9 protein-coding genes are annotated in these 21151 nt (G+C 60.3%); 8 read left to right on the forward strand and 1 reads right to left on the reverse strand.

Translation table 11 applies throughout. The features are described from left to right. Window positions 1–78: 78 nt before the first annotated feature. From ACUIAG_RS03220 to ACUIAG_RS03255, 8 genes are all read left to right on the forward strand, one after another. On the forward strand, window positions 79–3264 hold the full coding sequence (locus ACUIAG_RS03220; protein ID WP_445340150.1) for an RCC1 domain-containing protein: 3186 nt from the start codon (window positions 79–81) through the stop codon (window positions 3262–3264). 855 nt (window positions 3265–4119) lie between these two features. Then, on the forward strand, window positions 4120–7371 hold the full coding sequence (locus ACUIAG_RS03225; protein WP_445340151.1) for an RCC1 domain-containing protein: 3252 nt from the start codon (window positions 4120–4122) through the stop codon (window positions 7369–7371). A gap of 507 nt (window positions 7372–7878) precedes the next feature. Continuing rightward, complete coding sequence (locus ACUIAG_RS03230; RefSeq protein ID WP_445340152.1) at window positions 7879–8022, forward strand: hypothetical protein; 144 nt, start codon at window positions 7879–7881, stop codon at window positions 8020–8022. Between the two features lie 193 nt (window positions 8023–8215). Continuing rightward, the gene (locus ACUIAG_RS03235) at window positions 8216–11491 is read left to right on the forward strand and encodes an RCC1 domain-containing protein (protein WP_445340153.1); all 3276 of its coding nucleotides are present in this window, start codon (window positions 8216–8218) and stop codon (window positions 11489–11491) included. Window positions 11492–11966: 475 nt separating this feature from the next. After that, window positions 11967–13004 (forward strand): LacI family DNA-binding transcriptional regulator, encoded by a 1038-nt coding sequence (locus ACUIAG_RS03240; RefSeq protein WP_445340154.1) that lies wholly within the window; start codon window positions 11967–11969, stop codon window positions 13002–13004. 54 nt (window positions 13005–13058) lie between these two features. Beyond that, window positions 13059–14042, forward strand: coding sequence for a ribokinase (locus ACUIAG_RS03245; protein ID WP_445340155.1), 984 nt, complete (start codon window positions 13059–13061; stop codon window positions 14040–14042). Window positions 14043–14709: 667 nt separating this feature from the next. Beyond that, on the forward strand, window positions 14710–17388 hold the full coding sequence (locus tag ACUIAG_RS03250) for a DUF7134 domain-containing protein (protein WP_445340358.1): 2679 nt from the start codon (window positions 14710–14712) through the stop codon (window positions 17386–17388). 384 nt (window positions 17389–17772) lie between these two features. Next, complete coding sequence (locus ACUIAG_RS03255; protein WP_445340156.1) at window positions 17773–18462, forward strand: response regulator; 690 nt, start codon at window positions 17773–17775, stop codon at window positions 18460–18462. A gap of 19 nt (window positions 18463–18481) precedes the next feature. Here the strand turns inward: ACUIAG_RS03255 and ACUIAG_RS03260 are convergent, their stop codons facing one another. Continuing rightward, window positions 18482–21133, reverse strand: a complete 2652-nt coding sequence (locus ACUIAG_RS03260) for an ABC transporter permease (RefSeq protein WP_445340157.1) — start codon at window positions 21131–21133, stop codon at window positions 18482–18484. Window positions 21134–21151: the final 18 nt, after the last annotated feature.

Raw genomic sequence — 21151 nt, forward strand, 5'->3', positions numbered from 1 at the left:
TCCAATAAGACAGACAATCAAGCCACACACACAGTATGCTTCGACCCGGCCGACGGGAGCAAACCTACACAGTCAACTGTGAAAACCGGGACTCTCGCCGCTCCCCCGCAGCAGAACCCTGTGCGTGATGGCTTCCGGTTCGACGGGTGGATGCTTGACGGCCTGCCTTTCGACTTCCGGACGCCTATTCTCCAGGACACCACCCTGAAAGCCCAGTGGTCGAAGATAACGGACTGGACGCTGAACCCGGACCACGGGCCCGCCTCCGGCGCAAGGCTGACCATCAGCCCGCCCGACAGGCAGGAGCCCCAATTCGCCAGCCTTTATGCCGCCGGGCAGCAGGCAGTCGGCCTGACCGGCGACGGCCGCATCTACACCTGGACGCAAGACAGCCCGCCCAAACAGGTGCCCTTCCCCGCCCAGGCCCCCGACGGGCTCCGCTACCAGCAGGTTGCAACCGGCAGCCGCCTGCAGGCCGCTTTGGGATCCGACCAGAAGATATACACCTGGACCAGCCAACAGCCCACGCCCACCATCCTCGACACCAGCCGGAACACCCAATTCACCAGCATCAGCATCAACGACAACCTCCTGCTGGCCGTGGACCAGCAGGGACAGGTCCACGCCTTCCAAGACAGCCAGAACCTGAACCCGAAAGTCACAGAACAGGCCACGCTCAGCCTGCCCGGGCAGGCGCAGGCCGTCACCGCTGTCGCCTCCGCCAGCCAGGCTCTCATCGTTGACGCGGACGGGCAGGCCTGGACCTGGGACGGGGCCAATACCCGAAGCGCCAAGCTTGAACGCATCAAGCAGGAACCGGGCATGCGCACAGTTCAAACCCAAGCACTCAACAAGGGGTTCCTCCTCCTGAATACCGACGGTCACGCCTATCATCTGGCTGACAGCATGACCAGTCCCACAGCCGTCAGCCTACCCGGCGGCACGCAGATCGGCAGAATCAACAACAGTGACGATCAGGCCATTATCACCAGCAAGGATGGCTATGTCTGGTCCTGGAAGCCCGGAGAAGCGCCCAAGCGCACGAACAACGGAAACAAGCAATACATACAGGCTGCCGAATCTAACAGCAGGATCACCGCCATCAGCAGGCAGGGCAGCGTATTCACGTGGAGCCTGGACGAGCAGGACAATCCCGGCAAGCCGGCCAGACTCGATACCACACAGGCACCCACCCTGGAATCAGCCAGCTTGGACGGCCAAGCACTAACGATCAGCAAAAACAACGACTGCTGGCAGGCGGATGCTCCGGCCCACAAGCCCGGACAAGCCGCCGTCACCATCGCTGGCAGGCAGGACAGCCGGCCCTTCACCAGAAACCTCAAATACACGGTCGACCAGCCGCTAAACAGAGCCGACCGGCAGGGCACGACCTACACCGTCAGTTTCAATGCGGATGGAGGAAGCCCCGAACCAGGAGACCAGCATGTTTCCACCCCGAACGGCAGGGTGAAGCGTCCCTCCCCCGATCCGGCGCGTGAAGGCTATCTGTTCGACGGGTGGTTCATCGGGGAGGTCGCCTATGATTTCAGCAAGCCCGTAACCAAGGACCTCGCCCTGACCGCCAAGTGGACTGAAAGCAAGAACAGTACATGGAGCATCAGCCCAGACAAGGGTAGCCAGCTGGGCAGGGAATCCACGACCATCACCCCGCCTGACAGCACGAGGCGAAACATCAGGTTCAGCCAGATCAGCGCAGCACACCTTAGATTTTCCTTGGCTGTGGGCAGCGACGGGAACGCCTATGCCTGGGGAGACAACAGGTATGGCCAGCTCGGCGACGGGACGAAAACCAGCCGGTCTACGCCGGTCATGGTGAAGAAGCCTGACCTCACGACGTATCCGGACGTGCCGGCGGACTTCACCTACGTGCAAGTCAGCACCGGAACCGATCATTCGCTGGCCGTGGGCAGCGACGGATACGCCTACGCCTGGGGATACAACAACTTCGGCCAGCTCGGCAACAACAGCACAAACTCTTCACCTGTTCCTGTGCGCGTGCGCGACCCCAGCAGCCCCACTGACACGAGCCGAGCACTCAGAGCCACACAAGTCAGCGCCGGAAGCGAGTATTCGCTGGCCTTGGGCAGCGACGGATACGCCTACGCCTGGGGATACAACAACTTCGGCCAGCTCGGCAACGGAGGCGGCTCTTCGACTGTTCCTGCACGCGTGCGCGACCCCGCCAGCCCCACTGACACGGGCAAAGGACTGAAAGCCAAACAGGTGAGTGCCGGAACCTGGAGCTCGCTGGCCTTGGGCAGCGACGGATACGCCTACGCCTGGGGATACAACAACTTAGGCCAGCTCGGCGACGGGACGAAAACCAGCCGGTCTACGCCGGTCATGGTAAAGGAACCTGACCGCAGGACGTATCCGGACCTGCCGGCGGATTTCACCTACGCGCAGGTCAGCGCCGGATACGAACATTCGCTGGCCGTGGGCAGCGACGGATACGCCTATGCCTGGGGATTCAACAACTCTGGCCAGCTCGGTAACAACACCACAAGCGATAGAGGCGGGAATCCTGTTCCTGCACGCGTGCGCGACCCCGCCAGCCCCACTGACACGGGCAAAGGACTGAAAGCCCAACAGGTGAGTGCCGGAACCTGGCATTCGCTGGCAATCGATACGGGCGGCAACACCTGGGCATGGGGAGGCAACAGCGAGGGCCAGCTTGGTAACAACACCACAAACAATCAGACTATCCCTGTAAGGGTATTCGCCTCCGCGCATTCCACAAGCTTAGCCGGCCCCTGGCTGAACACAGCGCAAATAAGCGCCGAAGGAAGCTCTTCGCTGGTACTCGGCACGGACGGATACGCTTACGCCTGCGGAGGCAACTACTATGGTCAGCTCGGCGACGGCACCAGAAACGACTCGAAGGTGCCTGTGCCTGTGGTGTTCCCTCTGCCGTCGGTGATCACCGACGTCAAATTCGATCAGACTGCCGTATCAGGCCTGACCCGCGGCGATGGCAATAGCGTCACCGTGCTCACGCCCGCGCACCAGCCGGGCACGGTCACGGTCAGCGTGGACTACACGATAGGTGGCGCACCCCAACAGCCGGACACCTCCCTCAAATACACATATACGCCTGTAGCGCCTGCAGGCGTACTTCCTCAGGCAGGGGGCGAGGGCATCCTACTCGCCCTGGCCACCGGCATGACCGGCATAGGCGGCGTCCTCGCCTCACGCCGCCACCGGAGGGAAACACGCCAGCTGTCACACGCTTCACTCGAGTAAGAGCGGCCGGGCGGCGTATCAATCCCCCCGCCCCCGGCCCATACAGGGGGAGCAGGAAGGAAAAGTGTCAATCAAGGCTCAAACCCCAAGAGAGCCGACACTCCCCTCCCGCGCCCCCACCACATTTCAACCTGCTGGAGTTCAGGGCAGGCATCCACACCCCAATTTAGAAAAAGGGAGAGGAACAGAGAAACACAGACAGGCCGACACAGGAAGCTCACAGCATTCAGTCAGGCCAGCCGCCATTCATTCCCTACAACCTCACAATTTCGTAAACAATCGCATTTCCCCAATTGCCACGCTTATCGTCGCCGAGCGATTGGCCCTGGCTTGTGTGTTGTCTGTTGGCTGGGTGGTAGGGTGAAAAACGGGGGATGTCGAGAAGACGACTGGCTTACACCCCCGTTCCTGCAATTCGATGCAGAGCTGGCGTTGAAAGACAGTACGGCTTTCCGGCAGGAAGAACTTACGTAGGCAAGCAGTATTAGCTCCGCTTGGTGTTGGTGAAGGGGTTTACGAGTTATGCATGTGGTTTCCAATCTGCGTCGCACGTTGGCGATGATAACCGTCCTGATCAGCCTGCTGGCAGGCATGGGCGTCGCGTCCGCCCAGGCGGACGCTCCCATACTCACCAGGGGGGGGGGTCGTCAAACCCCTCGCGTAACTAAGCAAACCCCCGGCACTCTCCCCAGTAACGCAACCAATACTCCGCTTCCCACACCATCACCGATACAAGCCACCACACCATTAAGCCCCAGGCCAAGCACCCCATCATCGACGACGGGAACACCTGACAACACAGACTCCACTCCGGCTCAATCAGCAGAACAGACAGATAACCAAGCCACGCATACAATGCGCTTCGAACCGGACGATGGAAACAAACTCACCCAGAAGGATGTAAAAACCGGCACCCTTGCCACTCCCCCGCAACACGATCCTCAACGTCCCGGCTTCCGGTTCGACGGGTGGACATATGACGGCCAGCCTTTCGACTTCCAGACCCCCATCCTCCAGGACACGACACTGAAAGCCAAGTGGACCAAAGCCACGAACTGGACGCTGAGCCCGGACCACGGGCCCGCCTCAGGAACCGTCCTGACCATCAGCCCACCCGACAGGCAGGAACCTCAATTCGCCAGCATCCAAACTTCAGGAGACCAAATTGTCGGCTTTACCGGCGACGGCCGCATCTATACCTGGACGGAGGACGGCACGCCCAAGCAGGTTTCCTCCCCCGCCCAGACTCCCGACGGATTCCACTACCTGCAGGCTGTAGCCGGCAGCCGATGGCAGGCGGCTCTCGGATCCGACCAGCACATCTACACCTGGAACAGCCAACAAGCCACGCCCACCACCCTCAAGACCAGCCAGAACACCCAGTTGACCAGCATCAGCGTCAACGAGAACCGGCTACTGGCCGTGGACCAGCAGGGACAGGTCTACGCCTATCAGACCAGCCAAGCCGACGGGAATGATCCCAACCCAAAACCGGAAGAGCAAGCCACATCACGCCTGCCCGGACAGGCGCAGGCCGTCTTCGCTGTCGCCTCTGCCAGTCGGATCCTTGCCTTGGACACGGACGGGCAAGCATGGACATGGGATACGACCAACACCGGCAACACCCAACCAGAGCACATCAGGCAGAACCCGGGCACGCGCATCATCCAGACTGCAGCGCTTAATAAAGGCTTTCTCATCCTGGATTCACAGGGGCAGGTCCGCTACCTAGCAGGCAGCACGGCCGGCATGACCCCGGTGATCCTGCCGGGCGGCGTACAGGCCAGCAGGATCACCGCCGACAAGGACCAGGCCATGATCACCGGCAAGGACGGCCGCCTCTGGGCCTGGCAGCCCGGCAGCAAGCCCATGCGCGCCGACAACGGGAACCAGCAGTACACGCAGGCCGTCAGCACCGCCAGCAGGATCATCGCAATCAACCGGCAAGGCGACATATACACGTGGAGCCTGGATGCCCAAGGCCGGCCCGGCAAAGCGAACAGAACAGACACGACCACTGCCCCCACCCTGGAAACAGCCAGCATAGACGGCCAAGCACTGACACTCCACAAAACCAACGATGCTTGGCAGGCGCAAACCCCGGCCCGCAAACCCGGACAAGCCATCATCGTCATCACCGGCAGACAAGACAACCAGACTTTCACCAGAAACCTCAACTACACCGTCGACCAGACCCTGACCAGAGACACGAGATCGGCCTCCACCCACACAGTCACCTTCGACACAGACAAGGGAAGCCCGACACCCGGCCCCCAGCAGGTCGACTACCCCTACCGCAGGGTCCAGCGCCCCGCCCTCGACCCAACGCGCGAAGGCTACCGATTCGACGGATGGTTCATCAACAACGTCGCCTACGACTTCAGCAAACCCGTCACCAACAACCTCACCCTCACCGCCAAATGGACACGCTTAGACTCAACCAACACGTGGAAGATCAACCCCGACAAGGGCAGCCAGCTGGGCAGGCAGCAGACCACCATCACCCCATCACCCGGCCGCGGCATACGATTCAGCCAGATCAGCGGATCAAAAAACTATTTCTATGGTTTTTCCTTAGCTGTAGGCAGCGACGGGAATGCGTACGCCTGGGGAGACAACACCTATGGTGAGCTTGGCGACGGGTCGACCACCGAACGGCATACGCCGGCCGTAGTAAAGACGCCTGATCGCAAGACGTATCCGGACCTGCCGCCGGATTTCACCTACGTGCAGGTCAGCGCCGGAGGATGGCATTCCTTGGCCCTGGGCAGCGACGGATACGTGTACGCCTGGGGATGGGACTTCTATGGCCAGCTCGGCAACAACACCAGCGGCTACAGCGTATATTCGTATGTTCCTGTGCGTGTGCGCGACCCCAACAACCCTACTGATGCAAGCAAAGGACTGAAAGCCATACAGGTCAGCGCCGGAGCCTCACATTCATTGGCCTTGGGCAGCGATGGATGCGTGTACTCCTGGGGAAACAACCCATATGGCCAGCTCGGCAACAACACCACAACGGATTCGTCTTTCCCTGTGCCAGTGCGCGATCCTAAAAGCCCTACTGATGCGATCAAACGACTGAAAGCCCTACAGATCAGTGCCGGAGCCTCGCATTCGCTTGCCGTGGGCAGCGACGGATACGCATACGCATGGGGATACAACGCCAACGGCCAGCTCGGCAACAACACCAGTGGCGACTCTGCGAATTCGCCCGTTCCTGTGCGTGTGCGAGACCCCGCCAACCCCACTGACACGAGCAGAGGGCTGAAAGCCACACAAGTCAGCGGTGGGTACGCTCATTCGCTTGCCGCAGGCAGCGACGGGAACGCCTACGCATGGGGATACAATGGCAACGGCCAGCTCGGCAACAGCACGAAAAAAGATTCGTCTTTCCCTATGCCCGTACGCGACCCTAGCAGCCCATACGACTCAAGCAAAGGACTGAAAGCAACACAGGTCAGCGGTGGAGAAAATCATTCGTTAGCAGTCGATCAGGACGGCAACGCCTGGGCATGGGGAGACAACGATCATGGCCAACTCGGCATCAAAAGCACAAAAGATCAATCGTTCCCTGTTAAGGTGTTCACCTCCGCGCAATCCACAAGCACGGCCGGCCCCTGGTTGCACGTCGCGCAACTAGTCGCCGGGGACCATCACTCGCTGGCTATCGACACGGACGGGAACACCAAAGCATGGGGAATAAACGACTCTGGCCGGCTCGGTGACGGCACCATTAAGGAATCAAATGTTCCTGTGCCGGTGGCGTTCAACCTCCAGCCTGTAATCAGCGCAGTCAGATTCGACACAAGCCCAGCCACGAGCCTGAACCAAGCCAGCAACAGCAACAGCGTCACCGTGGTGACTCCTGCACATGAGCCGGGACCTGTCACAGTGAGCGTCGACTACACACTCGGCGGCACAGGACAGATTTTAACCGACAAGTCTCTCACCTACACGTACACGCCTTTGGGCGTGCTTCCCAAAGCCGGAGGGGAGGGCATCCTGCTCGCCCTGGCCACCGGCATGACCGGCATGGGCGGGGTCCTCGCCTCACGCCGCCACCGGAGAGAACAACACCAACTGTCACACGCTTCGCACGGGTAAGAACGGCCGGGCGGCGTATCAATCCCCCCGCCCCCGGCCAGAACAGGGGGAGCAGGGAGGAAAGTGTCATTTAAGGCTCAATCCCCAAGAGAGCCGACACCCCCTCCTGCCCCCCACCACACTTCTGCCGACGGGAACACGGACAAACCACTCTCATTCCCGCCTGAGACAGATTCAGACGCGGCCAGACTCGCCACGTGCAGATGACCCCAAGTCAGCCCCGCCGCCGTCCGCGCTCACTATCCCAGAAAATTGCTGTAAGCAGCCGCCCTACCCCTACTATCAGAGTCATTGACGCCAAGCGGTTGAAACTGGCTTGTGTGTTGTCTGCAGATCGGGTGGTAGGGTGAAAAGCGGGGGATGCCGAGAAGACGGCTGGCCTACGCCATAGTTCCTGCAATCCGGTGCAGGTTCGGCGTTGAAAGACAGCACGGCTTTCCGACAAACAAGACATTGATCAGCGGGCCGCTGGTTCCGCTTGGTGTTTGGTGAAGGGGTTTTGGTTTCATGCATCTGGTTTCCCGTCTGCGTCGCATCATGGCGATGATGACCGTCCTGATCAGCCTGCTGGCAGGCCTGGGCGTCGCATCCGCCCAGGCGGACGCTCCTATACTCACCGGGGGGGGGTCGTCAGACCCCTCGCGTAGCTGAGCAAACCCCCGGCACTCTCCCCAGCAACGCAACAGATACTCCACTACCCACACCATCACCACTGACACCTTCCTCACCGTTAAGCACCACCACACCAAACCCGGACACCCCGTCATCGCCGACAAGCAGCCCAGGCAACACAGGATCCGCTTCAACCAAGCCATCCGATAAGACGGATCATCAAACCGCGCACATGGTGCGCTTCGACCTGGGCGACGACAGCACACCCACTCAGTCAACCGTGGAAACCGGCACCTTCGCCGCTCCCCCGCAACAGAATCCTCAGCGTCCCGGCTTCCGGTTCGACGGGTGGACGCTTGACGGCCAGCCTTTCGACTTCCAGACCCCCATCCTGCAGGACACCACCCTGAAAGCCCAATGGACAAGGATCACGGACTGGACGCTGAGCCCGGACCACGGGCCAGCCACCGGCACCAGGCTGACCATCAGCCCACCCAACCGGCAGGAGCCTCAATTCGCCAGCATTCACACTGCAGGAGAGCAGACTCTCGGTCTGACAGGCAACGGCCGCATCTACACATGGACGCAGGACAACACACCCATGCAGGTCCCCTTCCCCGCCCAAGCTCCCGACGGGTTCCACTACCTGCAGGTTGCAGCCGACAACCAATGGCAAGCCGCATTGGGATCCGACCAGCAGCTATACACTTGGACCAGCGGACAACCCACGCCCACCATCCTCGACACCAGCCAGAACACCAAGTTCACCAGCATCAGCATCAGCGACAAGCAACTCCTCACCTTAGATTGGCAGGGACAGATCCACGCTCTCCAATACAGCCAAACCAACAGCCAGAATCAGAATCCGAAACTCATACGGCAGACCGCAACCAGCCTGCCCGGGCAGAGGCAGGCCGTCATCGCCGTGGGCTCAGACAGCCGTGTCCTCATCGTGGGTGCGGACGGGCAGGCCTGGACCTGGGATGCGAGCAACACTGTAAAAGTCAAGCCTGAACGCATTAGGCAGGAACCGAATATGCGCATTATCCAGGCCCAAGCCCTCAACCGGGGGTTCCTCTTCCTGGACTCGAATGGACAAGCCTATTATCTGGCCGATGGCAAGAACAGCCTCACTGCTGTCAGCCTACCCGACAGCGAGCAGATCGGCAGAATCAACAGCAGCGGCGATCAGGCCACGATCATCGACAAAGATAGTCACGTATGGGCCTGGAAGCCGGGCGAAATCCCCGTGCGGTCTGACGACGGGAGCTGGCAGTACATGCAGGCCGTCAAAGCCGGCAGCAGAGTCACAGCCATCAGCAGGCAGGGCAGCATGTTCGCGTGGAGCCTGGACGGACAGGGCCGGCCCGGCAAGCCAGCCAGACTAGACACCACAGCCAGACTCGACACCACAGCCGCGCCCATCCTGGCATCAGCCAGCCTGGACGGCCAGGCATTGACGCTCAGCAGGAGCAACGATGCTTGGCGGGCGGTCATGCCCGCCCGCAAGCCGGGGCCGGCCGCCATCCTTATCACGGGCAGGCAGGACGATAAGCCGTTCGCCAGGAGCCTTGCGTACACGGTCGACCAGCCGCCGGCACGAGCTGCGGAACCAGAATCCGCGTTCACGGCCCGCTTCGACACGGGAGGCGGAAACCCGAAACCAGCAGACCAGACTGTCCCCGCCCCGTACGGGAGGGCGAAGCGCCCCTCCCCCGACCCTGTGCGGGAGGGCTTCCTGTTCGACGGGTGGTTCACCGGCGAGGTCGCCTACGATTTCAGCAGGCCCCTCGACAAGGACCTGACCCTGGCCGCCCACTGGACGCCGGCAGGCAGGAACAGCAGGTGGAGCATCAGCCCCGACAAGGGCAGCCAGCTGGGCAGGGAACCCGTCACCATCACCCCGCCCGACAGCGCCAGCCGGGGCATCAGATTCAGCCAAGTCAGCGGATCAGCAAACGGTAGTTTTTCCTTGGCGGTGGGCAGCGACGGGAACGCCTACGCCTGGGGATACAACTACAATGGCCAGCTCGGCGACGGGACGATAGGCGACAAGCATGCGCCGGTCATGGTGAGGACGCCCGACCGGAAGACGTACCCGGACCTGCCAGCGGATTTCACCTACCTGCAGGTCAGCGCCGGAAGCTCTCATTCCCTGGCCGTGGGCAGCGACGGCAACGTTTACGCCTGGGGATACAACAACAATGGCCAGCTCGGCAACGGGACAACAAGCGGCAGCCAGAATACGCCGGTCAGGGTGAAGACGCCCGACCGGAAGACCTACCCGGACCTGCCAGCGGACTTCACCTACCTGCAAGTCAGCGCCGGGAACGATTTTTCTCTGGCCCTGGGCAGCGACGGCAACGCCTACGCCTGGGGAGCCAACTACTATGGCCAGCTCGGCGACGGGACAAGCATCCATCGTGCTGCGCCGGTCAGGGTGAAGACGCCCGACCGGAAGACGTACCCGGACCTGCCAGCGGACTTCACCTACGTGCAGATCAGCGCCGGCGAATTCCATCATTCGCTGGCCCTGGGCAGCGACGGATACGCCTACGCATGGGGAGAAAACAACACTGGCCAGCTCGGCAACAACACCAGCAGCGATTATGCGAATCCTGTTCCTGTGCGCGTGCGCGACCCCGCCAACCCCACCGACACAGGCAAAGGACTACAAGCCACACAGGTGAGCGCCGGATGCTATCATTCGCTGGCCCTGGGCAGCGACGGGTACGTCTACGCCTGGGGAAGCAACACCTATGGTCAGCTCGGCAACAACACCAGCAGCAGTCCGAGGTTTCCTGTGCATGTGCGCGACCCCGCCAACCCCACCGACACAGGCAAAGGACTACAAGCCACACAGGTGAGCGCCGGATACTTTCATTCGCTGGCCCTGGGCAGCGACGGGTACGTCTACGCCTGGGGAAGCAACAACTACGGCCAGCTCGGCAACAACACCAGCAGCTATTATGCGAATCCTGTTCCTGTGCGCGTGCGCGACCCCGCCAGCCCCACCGACACGGACAAAGGACTGCAAGCCACACAGGTCAGCGGCGGATACCATCATTCGCTGGCCGTGGGCAGCGACGGCAACGCCTACGCCTGGGGATACAACGAGAATGGCCAGCTCGGCGACGGCAGCACAGACAACAAGTCGGCTCCTGTGCCGGTGTCGTTCAACCTGGCTCTGGTGATCACCGGCGTCAGATTCGACCAGACCCCCGCATCAGGATTGACGCGCGGCGACGGCAGCAGCGTCACCGTGACCACGCCCGCACATTTGCCGGGCACAGTCACCGTCAGCGTGGACTACACGCTGGGCGGCGCACCCCAAACGCCCGACACATCCTTGAAGTACACGTACCTGCCTGCAGGCGTGCTCCCCAAGGCCGGAGGGGAAGGCATCCTGCTCGCCCTGACCACCGGCATGACCGGCATGGGCGGGGTCCTCGCCTCACGCCGCCACCGAAGGGAACAACACCAACTGTCACACGCTTCGCACGAGTAAGAGCGGCCGGGCGGCGTATCAATCCCCCCGCCCCCGGCCCATACAGGGGGAGCAGGGAGGAAACGTGCCACTGAAGGCTCAAACCCCAAGAGAGCCGACACTTCCCTCCCGCGCCCCCACCACACTTCTGCAGGCGGAAGCCGAGGGCAGGCATGCACGCCCCCGTCCCGCCCGGGAGAGGAGGAAACACAGCCAGGCCGGCCAGGAGGCTCAACAGCCTCCAGCCAGCCCGGCCGCTGTTCATCTCCCTATCCCAGCATAATCGCGCAAAACAGTAACCTTTCCCCGAGCATTCAGCCTCGATTACCTTCACCCACAGCCAAGCCTCGACGGGCCATGCTGTGAAAGTTGCGGTATCGTTACCGCACTGATATAACTGAAGGCTGTCAGAACCGTTCGCCTGCCCATGGCGGCGGTCAGGCAACCGCCGAGGTCGGCAGTCCGGCCCGGCGGCCGACCACTTCGACGAAAGGCCATGATGGCGTACGCGACGATCAGGGATGTGGCCCAACGGGCCGGTGTCTCCGTATCGACGGTCTCCCGAGCCCTCAACGACTCCGGGCGCATCTCCCCCGCCACACGACAGCGCATCAACCAGGTCATCCACGACCTGCACTATGTGCCGGACTCCCGGGCCCGGTCCATGCACTCCGCCCACTCGCGCACCATCGGCCTGCTCATCCCCGACATCCGCAACTCCTACTTCGCGGATCTGGCCTATCTGATCCAGGGCCAGCTGCTCAACCACGGCTTCCAGACGCTGATCTGCACCTCCACCCAGGGCGACCCCGGCGAGGACCGGGCCCAGGTGCGCAACCTGCTGGGCCAGCACATCGACGGAGCCATCATCGTGCCCGGGCCGCGTTCCTCACACACCCTGGAGGAGCTGACCAGACGCGGACTGCCCCTGGTCTGCGTGGACCGTGCCGCCGAGGGCGCCGCCGGACGCGGCGGGCGGGCCATCCCCTGCGTGGACGCCGACCCCGAGCCTGGCCTGCGGCAGGCCCTTGAGGATCTGCACGCCCAGGGCCACCGGCGCATCACCCTGGTGCCCGGACCCCTCAAGGAATCGGCCACCTTCCGCGAACGCCTGAACGTCTACCGGAACCTGCTGGCAGGCATCCAAGGCATGGACGACCCCCTGGCCGACCAGGTAGAGCCCGGCACCTTCGACCCCGACATGATCGACCTCTGGGCCCGGCAGGGCATCACCGGCGTGCTCTTCGGATCCTCCCTGGATGCCATACGCGCCATCAAAACGGCCCAGTCCCGAGGAATCAGCATCGGCGAGGACCTGTCCATGGTCACCTTCGACGACCTGCCCGTCTTCCGCATCCTGACCCCGGCAGTGTCGACCATCTCCCAGCAGATCGACACCATGGGGACCCGCTGCGTGGACATGCTCCTGGCTCTGATGGCAGGCTCGCCCGTGCGGTCGGTCCGGCTGCAGACCAGCTACCGCCACTGCGCCTCGGTGGGTCGCCCGCCCGCGCACACCGGCCAGGATCCCTGAACCTGTCGCAGCGTGATCATCAAGGCGGACAAGCTCATCAAGGAACGGAGAAACATGATTCAAGATATGGCGGCGGCACCCGACCAGGTGCTCAAGGGACTGGATGCCATCACGGGGTCCATCTCGGTGGTCGGGTCCATGAATGCGGACTACACCGTCAACACCGACCGGCTGCCCAAGCCCGGCGAGACCATCAACGGCGGTCCCCTGCAGGTGCTGCCCGGGGGCAAGTCGGCCAACCAAGCGGCGACCGCGGCCCGCATCGGCGCCCAGGTCAGGCTCTTCGGGGCCGTGGGATCCGACTCCAACGCCGACTTCCTGCTGGGGCAGCTGGGCAACGCCGGGGTGGACGTCTCCCATGTGATGACCGTGCCGGGAGCCAGCGGAACCACAGTCATCACCGTGGATGCGCGCGGCGAGAACACCATCGTCTACTCCCCCGGCTCCAACGGCAAGGTGGATGTGGACTACGCCCACCGCTCCCGCCAGGCCCTGACCTCGGCCAAGGTGCTGGGCCTGTGCCTGGAGAGCCCCATCGAGACGGTCACCGAGGCCGCGCGCATGGGCCACGAGGCCGGCATGACCGTGCTGCTCAACGACTCCCCCTTCCGCGCCGACCTGCCCGCCGACCTGATCGCCAACTCCGACCTGATCCTGGTCAACGAGCATGAGATGGCCCAGCTGCTGGGCATCGACGAGCCCGAGGACGGCGACTGGCTGGGGGCCGACTGGGACCGGATCAACCAGACCATGCAGGACTTCGGCTTCCACCGGGCTATCGTCACCCTGGGCGGCGAGGGGTCCATGGTGCTGGACCAGGGCCGGACCTACCGGATTCACGCCGTGCATGTGGACGCCGTGGACACCACCGGCTGCGGGGACGCCTTCATGGGCACCGTGCTGGCCGGCCTGGCCTCCGACATGACCCTGGTTGAGGCCGCCCAGCTGGCCTCCTACGTCTCGGCCTACGCCGCCACCGGGCAGGGGGCGCAGGCCTCCTACGGCACGGCCGAGCAGATTCGGCTGCGCTTCTCCTGAGACTGGGTGCCTTTCCCTGCGTTGTCAGGCCGACGAACCGTTGCGGAATGCACGGCGATTCGTCGGCCTGACTGGTATCTGTGGAATACAGGCTGGATGGTTGGATATGGGATGCATACTTGTTGCCGGCTGCCGGTTGCCGGTTGCCGGTTGCCGGTTGAGCACAAATGTGGAATCCATATGGAATCCAAACCCATTGCCGACTGAGCGCAAGTCTGCGATCTGCTCTTACTGCCTGCTGAATCCAAGTACGGAATCCGAGCTTGTTGCCAGTTAAAGCCATCCGAGGATTGGGACCGTGCATTTGGGCACGCATATGTCTCGGCCGTGCATGCTATGCAGAAAGCCATTCCATGCAAGAATGCGTGTACAGCACCACGGCAAGGAACAGTACTAGGTCACCCAAAGTCAAAGCGGCTAGCCCAGTAAACGGCAATCACCATCTGCAAAGCCGCCATCTTCCGACTCACTATCTTCCGATTCGCCATTCAGCACCCACCCCCGATCGCGACTGCTCCGGCTTATCCACTTTGGGAGAGCCTGGGACCACATTTGACCACATCATCCCTCGGACTGATGGCACCTCCCTCCGCCCCTGAATAGTGTTGATCCCATGAGCACAGTCAGTCAAACAGCGCAGCGACCAATCACCAGGTCCAATAATCGAATGCTGCTGACTGACGCTCTCTTCGCCATCCTTCTGTTGCTTCTATTGAGTGGCTCCACCGCCAATCTCAAAGATGGGGCCCTGATCCCCTTGCAGGAAAACCTAATCCTGATGTGGACAGTCCTGCTCATAGCTCCTGTCGTTATCCGTCGTCGATTCCCCGACCTGGCAGCCTGGCTCTTCGTTGCTGTGGCTCTGGCTCAGCTTTTCTTGGGGCCAGCCATCATGCCCGCCGATGCAGTCTGCCTGGTTATGGTCTATTCATGTCTGCTCTATGGACGCCCATCCTTGCGTCGACTCTACCTGACCTTGGCCTGGGTCATGACGCCCTTATCCTGCCTTATCTTCACATTGGTCGATTTGGGGTTTCTGCCTCCGGGCAGAGCACAACCGGACCGCACCTCAATGTGGCCGATCTCATTCAGAGAACTGGCGACCACCTTCCTATCGAATTTTCTGATCGAAGGGCTTTTACTGCTCGTAGCCATCGTCGCAGCCTACTGGACGCGGACCAGGCGAGATGCCCTTGACGAGGCCCGGCGACGCAACCACGCCCTGGCCCTGCAGGCAGAACAGAGCGCCGCCCTGTCTGCCAGTGCTGAGCGGGCCCGCATAGCGCGTGACATGCACGATGTCGTCGCCCACACACTGTCCATCGTCATCGTGCAGGCCGATGCCGGCAGATACGCAGCCACTGCCAATACGAGCCTGGCCCTCAAGACCATGCGCACCATCGATCAAGAGAGCCGTCGAGCCCTACGCGAGCTGAGCTCCCTCTTCGGCAAGCTCAAATCACCGACCAACCCAGCGGCCGCAACCAGCCAAAAAACATCGGATTCTCCTCCCGGCCAGCACCCGTCTTCCCCACCACCAACGGATCCTGCCGACCTCCATATCCTTGACCAATCTCAAGCAACTGCCCAAACGAATTCCCCTCGTCAATCCGCCAACGCTCATGATCCGGATCCAGCCGGAACAGATCGCACTCAGCCTAGTCAAGCCAGCGACTATCTTCACACAAGCAAAGAAACTCCAGCTGCTAACACTGCCAAGGCCAACGTTGATACGGCCGACAATGCGTGTATTTGGCCCTCAGGTGCCACCTCTTCAAGCAATCCGCCGACCAGCTACGGATCATGGACAAACTTGATAGATGCCGCCCAACTTGCTCAGCCAGAATCTCAATTCAACCGACGCCTCGAAGGCCGACCCCACCCAGAAAAGTTGGATCGCAGCCGTGCCATAACTGCTTATCGGATCCTTCAAGAAGCCTTGACCAATGTTCGCAAGCATGCCGCTCCGGCTTCAGATGTGCTGATTGAAGAACAGTGGCTCACAGACGGTCTGTGCCTATCCATTGACGACCAACCGCTCGACCATGCCACTACCAATTCAGATTCTCCGCCGCAGATGGACCGACCTGAGCATTCAGGTTTCGGCCTTTTGGGTATGCGCGAACGACTGACTTCCCTGGGAGGTAGCCTTCAAGCTGATCCCAAGCCAGAAGGCGGTTACCACCTCCAGGCTTGCATTCCTTTTGCTACTCCACCAAAATCCGACCCTGAAGGAGTAATACATGCCAACCGACAAATGCAATGGTCCTTGCGTTCGATTGTCTCCACGCTCTTCGTTTGGTTTCAACGCCATCCGTTGACGGCCGACCTGGGTCTGGTAATCGGAGTCGTTTTCGTAGAAAATCCAGGCCCAGCTCTTGCCATAGCACCTGTCACTCCCCAATATGATCCAGGCCGGCCAGCAAGATTCATTGCCACACTAGCTATCGCTTTGCCTCTGATTGTGCGCAGGGTCCGTCCAGGCATTTGCGCCGCCATAGTGGCTGCTGTCGCCGCCCTGCTGTTGGTCTTCTCGCCCTGGCTGCCGGAAGCTGCAGTCTTGTCCCCAGTTGCCGTCTATTCAGCAATGGTTTACGGTAAAAACTCCACCAGGCGCTGGGTTCCGTTCGCGGTCATCACGGATATGGTTTTATGGGCTGCCAGATGTGCAGTCAATACCCAAGGGTGTCCCGCCATTCTGTCTTACATGACAGAAGGACCGGCAGAAGCCTCTTTTTCTGCATCCCATTTAGCGCTTTTCATAGTGATGGCCGCACCGGCCTTGATCTGCCTGCTGACCATTCTGATTGCCTCACGCCGACGCACTCGTGGTTCGGTCCTGCTTCTCCAGCAGGAACGCGAGCGCGCGCTAAACCAGACCTTGCAGGAAAGCCAGGCTCTGGCAGCCAATCAAGAGCGTGAACTTATCGGCGCCACCATGCAGGTAGAGGTGGCCGCCACACTGAATACAGTCATTGCATCCACCGGCAAGGCCATTGCAGAGTTGAACGATTACCAAGTCAAGGAGGTGGATCCTCCCCCAGAGCAGGTAGCACAAGCCTTCGGCGACATTGCAACCCAAGGACGCCAGGCCCTGGCTCGTATGCGACAACTACTCACAGTCCTGCGTCACAGTTCCAGCACTGATTCGCGTTCATACAATGACACCACCGACGTGTCAGACGAGAGCCCCAATTCAGACAGGAACCATATGGTCGATCCCACCCACAAGACCACACCTTCGCCGGCTCTTCACCCAGCCAAACCCCTGCCAGTAGATCTTGACGATCAGCCTGACAACCCTCCGCAACAATCACAACAGGATAAGGAATCAAAGCATGTCTAATCGGACCAACCGGACTCCAGACATGAGCGTTCTTGATGATGTACACCTCCTATGGCGGGCACACAGGAAATGGATACACAGGAAACGTACACAGCAGGCAATCAGCCCACTGGAAGAATGGAGCATTCTATGAATCACGGACCTGAAGATCAGCCCAGGCCAGGAGTCAGTGACAGAAAGGGCTCACTTCACCATCTGATGGTGGATCCATCAACAGTTATTTCGGTAACAATCACTCAGACAACCATCGCTTAGACAACACTCAATCAAACAGCGATTACCTTGGCTACAAATTGTAACCTGTCGCAATTCCTAGCCACACTCGACTCAGATAAAATCGGATGGTGGCGCTGACCATCATCTAGCGGAAAGAAGCAGGCAGTTATGGAACGGACCGAACCCATCAGCGTTGCCATCGTGGATGATCAGGATCTGGTCCGGGCTGGCTTTGCCATGGTCATCGGCTCCCAGGATGACATGACCGTGGTTGGCCAAGGCGCGGACGGCGAGCAAGCAGTGGACCTGGCTTCACGCCTGCGGCCTGATGTGATCCTTATGGACGTCCGCATGCCCGGCATGGATGGTTTGACAGCCACCCGCCGGATCACTGCTTTGTCGCCTGACCGTCCGGAGCCCCGGGTCATTGTGCTGACCACCTTCGATCTTGACGAATACGTCATGGCCGCTATAAAAGCCGGCGCATCAGGATTTCTGCTCAAGGATACCGAACCTGAAACCCTCTTGTCCTCCATACGTACAGTTCACCAGGGCAATGCGATCATCGCCCCTTCGGCTACAAAACGCTTGATCGAACATATGGCCCTTGACATGCCTGAGACCAAATCCATGCCATCGGGAACGACCTATCGCGATCCCGAAGCGGACCTGCTCACTGATCGCGAGTTGCAGGTTCTGGTTCACATAGCCCAAGGCCTGAGCAACCAGGAGATTGCCGACAATCTGGGGATCTCACTGCCCACGGTGAAAACCCATGTAACTCACATTCTTCAGAAGATCAATGCCCGCGACCGTGTCCAGGCGGTGGTCTTCGCTTACGAAAACCATCTGGTATGAACCCGGCCGTCAGGCGGTATCAATCGTCGCTGAGCGCCTCGATGGGTGAAACCTTGACTGCCTCCCTGGCTGGCAGCACACTGGCTGCCACCGCAGCCAGCAAGGCCACTGGCAGTATCAGCGCAAAAGTCGACCATGGCACGGTGAAGGTCACGGATCCTAAGGGCACAAAGACCTGATAGGCTCCTATCCACCCGAATAGCATTCCTAGAACGATTCCAGCCAGACTGGCTCCTAGGGCAATCATGCAGGCTTCGACTCCCAAGGATCGGCGAACCTGGACGCTGCTCATGCCGATTGCTCTGAGTGTGGCGGTCTCACGACGGCGTTCCAGCACCGACATCATCAAAGTGTTGGAGACCCCTATGAGGGCAATGATGACGGCAACGCCCAGCAATGCCACCATGATCGCCAGCAAGGAATCTATTCTTTCGCCCCATAGCCTCTTTTGCGTCAGCCCACCGCTGATGGCCATGTCGTCATGCTCTCCGACAGCCTGACGTATGTCATCCAAGAGCAGCGCGGCATCGCGATCTCCCTGCGTCCTGATCCAGATTTCATGCGCCTTGGTCTCAATTCCAGCGACATTCTGGGAGTCCGTGATTGCATAGACGCCACTGGTATCCAGCCCGCCGAATCCGGCAAAGACCCCGGTCAATGTTCTTCTTGCAACTGCCTCTTTTTCACGTTCATCGTCCGCCTGAGGGTCAGCTATCGACAACTTCAACTGACTTCCGTTCCGGTAACCGGAATGCTTGGAAATCGTTCTGGTCGATACCAGCAGTGCATCCGACTTTTGCGTATCTGGACCCAGATCGGCATGTAGCACACGCCTGATCCGTGAAGCATCCAAGGCGTAGACAGTCATGGAATCTTGTGAGGGGCCTCCTGACTCGACCTTGGCATTGAATCGCTGCACAAGCTCTGCATCAGCGACACCTTTGATACGCTGAATGGCCCGCACATTATTCTTATTTAGCCCCTGACCGGATATTTCAATATCCAAGGAATAACGCTGATCAATATCCTTGGCCAAGGTCCGTTTAGTGGTTGCCGCACCTGTAGCCAGAGTGGAGACCAGGGTTACGCCAATCAGAAGAGCAACACCTGTGGCGGCGACTCGTGAGGGATTTCGTGCGATATTCGCCACTCCAACCCTGCAAGATGGTCCAATCCGGGACACAGGCCTACCCAGGCAACGCAGAAGAGCTGGAATCCACCGACGCGCACCGGTCAGCGCACCCATGAAAATCAGCAAAACACCCAATACCGCGAGACCTAGCAAGAGTTCCTGCTGATTACTGGCCTGGACTGTATCGCTAGAGTTTGTCCTGACTAGCTCTGTGACGCGCCAAGAGGACCAGATCACGAATACCAAGCCGCTGGCTGCCAGCAGGATGCTGATCAGCAGACCGGTCCGCTTCCTGCTGCCTGACTCCTGATGATCCACTGGTTGCAGGGCTTCAAGTGGTCTGACCCTGATAGCTGTACGAGTGGCCCCAAAGGCAGCCACCAAAGTTGCCAGAACGCCAAGCACAAACGGAACCAGGAGGGCAGCAGGAGCGATGAGGAGTTCAAGCTTCATGGTGCCCGAATGCAAACCAAGGCAACCGGCAAGGCCCATCAAACCCATGGCCAGCAGGACGCCAATCAGGGACGATATGATGCCAAGGAGCAAAGCCTGCTGCAGCACGCCTAACCTGATTTGCCGTCGATCAGCACCAATAACCCTCAGCAGGGCCAGATGCCTGCGCTGTCTGGCCACCATGATCTGGAAAGTGTTGGCAATCACCAAGGCAGCCACCACCATGGCCAGCACACCGAAAGTCATGAGGAAGACAGTCATGAAGTTCACACCATTGCCGGTCTGCTCACTAAGCAGCCTGTCCTCCATGGCACGACGGTCCTCTAACCGGTATCCATCAGGAACGTATCGCCTGATATTTTGCAGAGTGTTCTGAAGTTCCTTGCCTTGGCCATCAATCTGCAGATAGATGTTTTCCACAGGAAGGGACTCCGGTCCAACCATTCCCGCCATAGTCAGCAGGCGACCAATCCTAGAACCCGTCAGCACCACAGCTCCGCCGAAGTCGTCGTACTTTCCTCCATGGCTCTTGCTGATGCCTGAGATGGTCAAGTCTACAGTGCCTTGGTCAACAAGGCGTTCTTTACTTGAAGAATCCTGAGCACTATCGCTATCACTACCTGGCAGCATCGCCGAGGACAGATGCAGGCGCACCTTATCACCCAGACCAGCCTGGAGCCTGTTGGCGACGGAATGCGGCAGCACAACCTGATCGTCTGAATCAGGCCATTGCCCCCGATCCAGATCGATAGGCATAAGCTCCTGCCTGGCACCCACAATGGCCAGAATCCCCTTGCTGGACTGACCGTTTGCTTCCGTATCCACCATAAGGTCGACATCAGGGCGCAAACCACTAACACCGCGCAGTTTCGACAGCCCCTTGCCATTGAATTCGTCGAGCAGGATCGGCTTGTCCTGATCCCTTCTGGAGGTCACAGCATAATTGGCTTGGCCGGCATCCATACTGATTTCGCGACGCATGGAGGCATTCGCCACGTTGCCAAAAAGGAGCGTCAAGCACATAAAGATGGTGCCGATCACGATGGCCAGACCAGCCGGCATCATCATACGTGCATCGCGCTTCATCATCGTACGGGTTATCCG

Source organism: Bifidobacterium sp. ESL0825 (assembly GCF_052606465.1).

What these genes read in the sequence shown, in the direction of transcription:
- ACUIAG_RS03235 (WP_445340153.1), top strand. Translation starts at nt 8,216, where the DNA reads ATGGTGCGCTTCGACCTGGGCGACGACAGCACACCCACTCAGTCAACC.
- ACUIAG_RS03255 (WP_445340156.1), top strand. Translation starts at nt 17,773, where the DNA reads ATGGAACGGACCGAACCCATCAGCGTTGCCATCGTGGATGATCAGGAT.
- ACUIAG_RS03245 (WP_445340155.1), top strand. Translation starts at nt 13,059, where the DNA reads ATGATTCAAGATATGGCGGCGGCACCCGACCAGGTGCTCAAGGGACTG.
- ACUIAG_RS03260 (WP_445340157.1), bottom strand. Translation starts at nt 21,133, where the DNA reads ATGAAGCGCGATGCACGTATGATGATGCCGGCTGGTCTGGCCATCGTG.
- ACUIAG_RS03240 (WP_445340154.1), top strand. Translation starts at nt 11,967, where the DNA reads ATGATGGCGTACGCGACGATCAGGGATGTGGCCCAACGGGCCGGTGTC.
- ACUIAG_RS03230 (WP_445340152.1), top strand. Translation starts at nt 7,879, where the DNA reads ATGCATCTGGTTTCCCGTCTGCGTCGCATCATGGCGATGATGACCGTC.
- ACUIAG_RS03225 (WP_445340151.1), top strand. Translation starts at nt 4,120, where the DNA reads ATGCGCTTCGAACCGGACGATGGAAACAAACTCACCCAGAAGGATGTA.
- ACUIAG_RS03250 (WP_445340358.1), top strand. Translation starts at nt 14,710, where the DNA reads ATGCTGCTGACTGACGCTCTCTTCGCCATCCTTCTGTTGCTTCTATTG.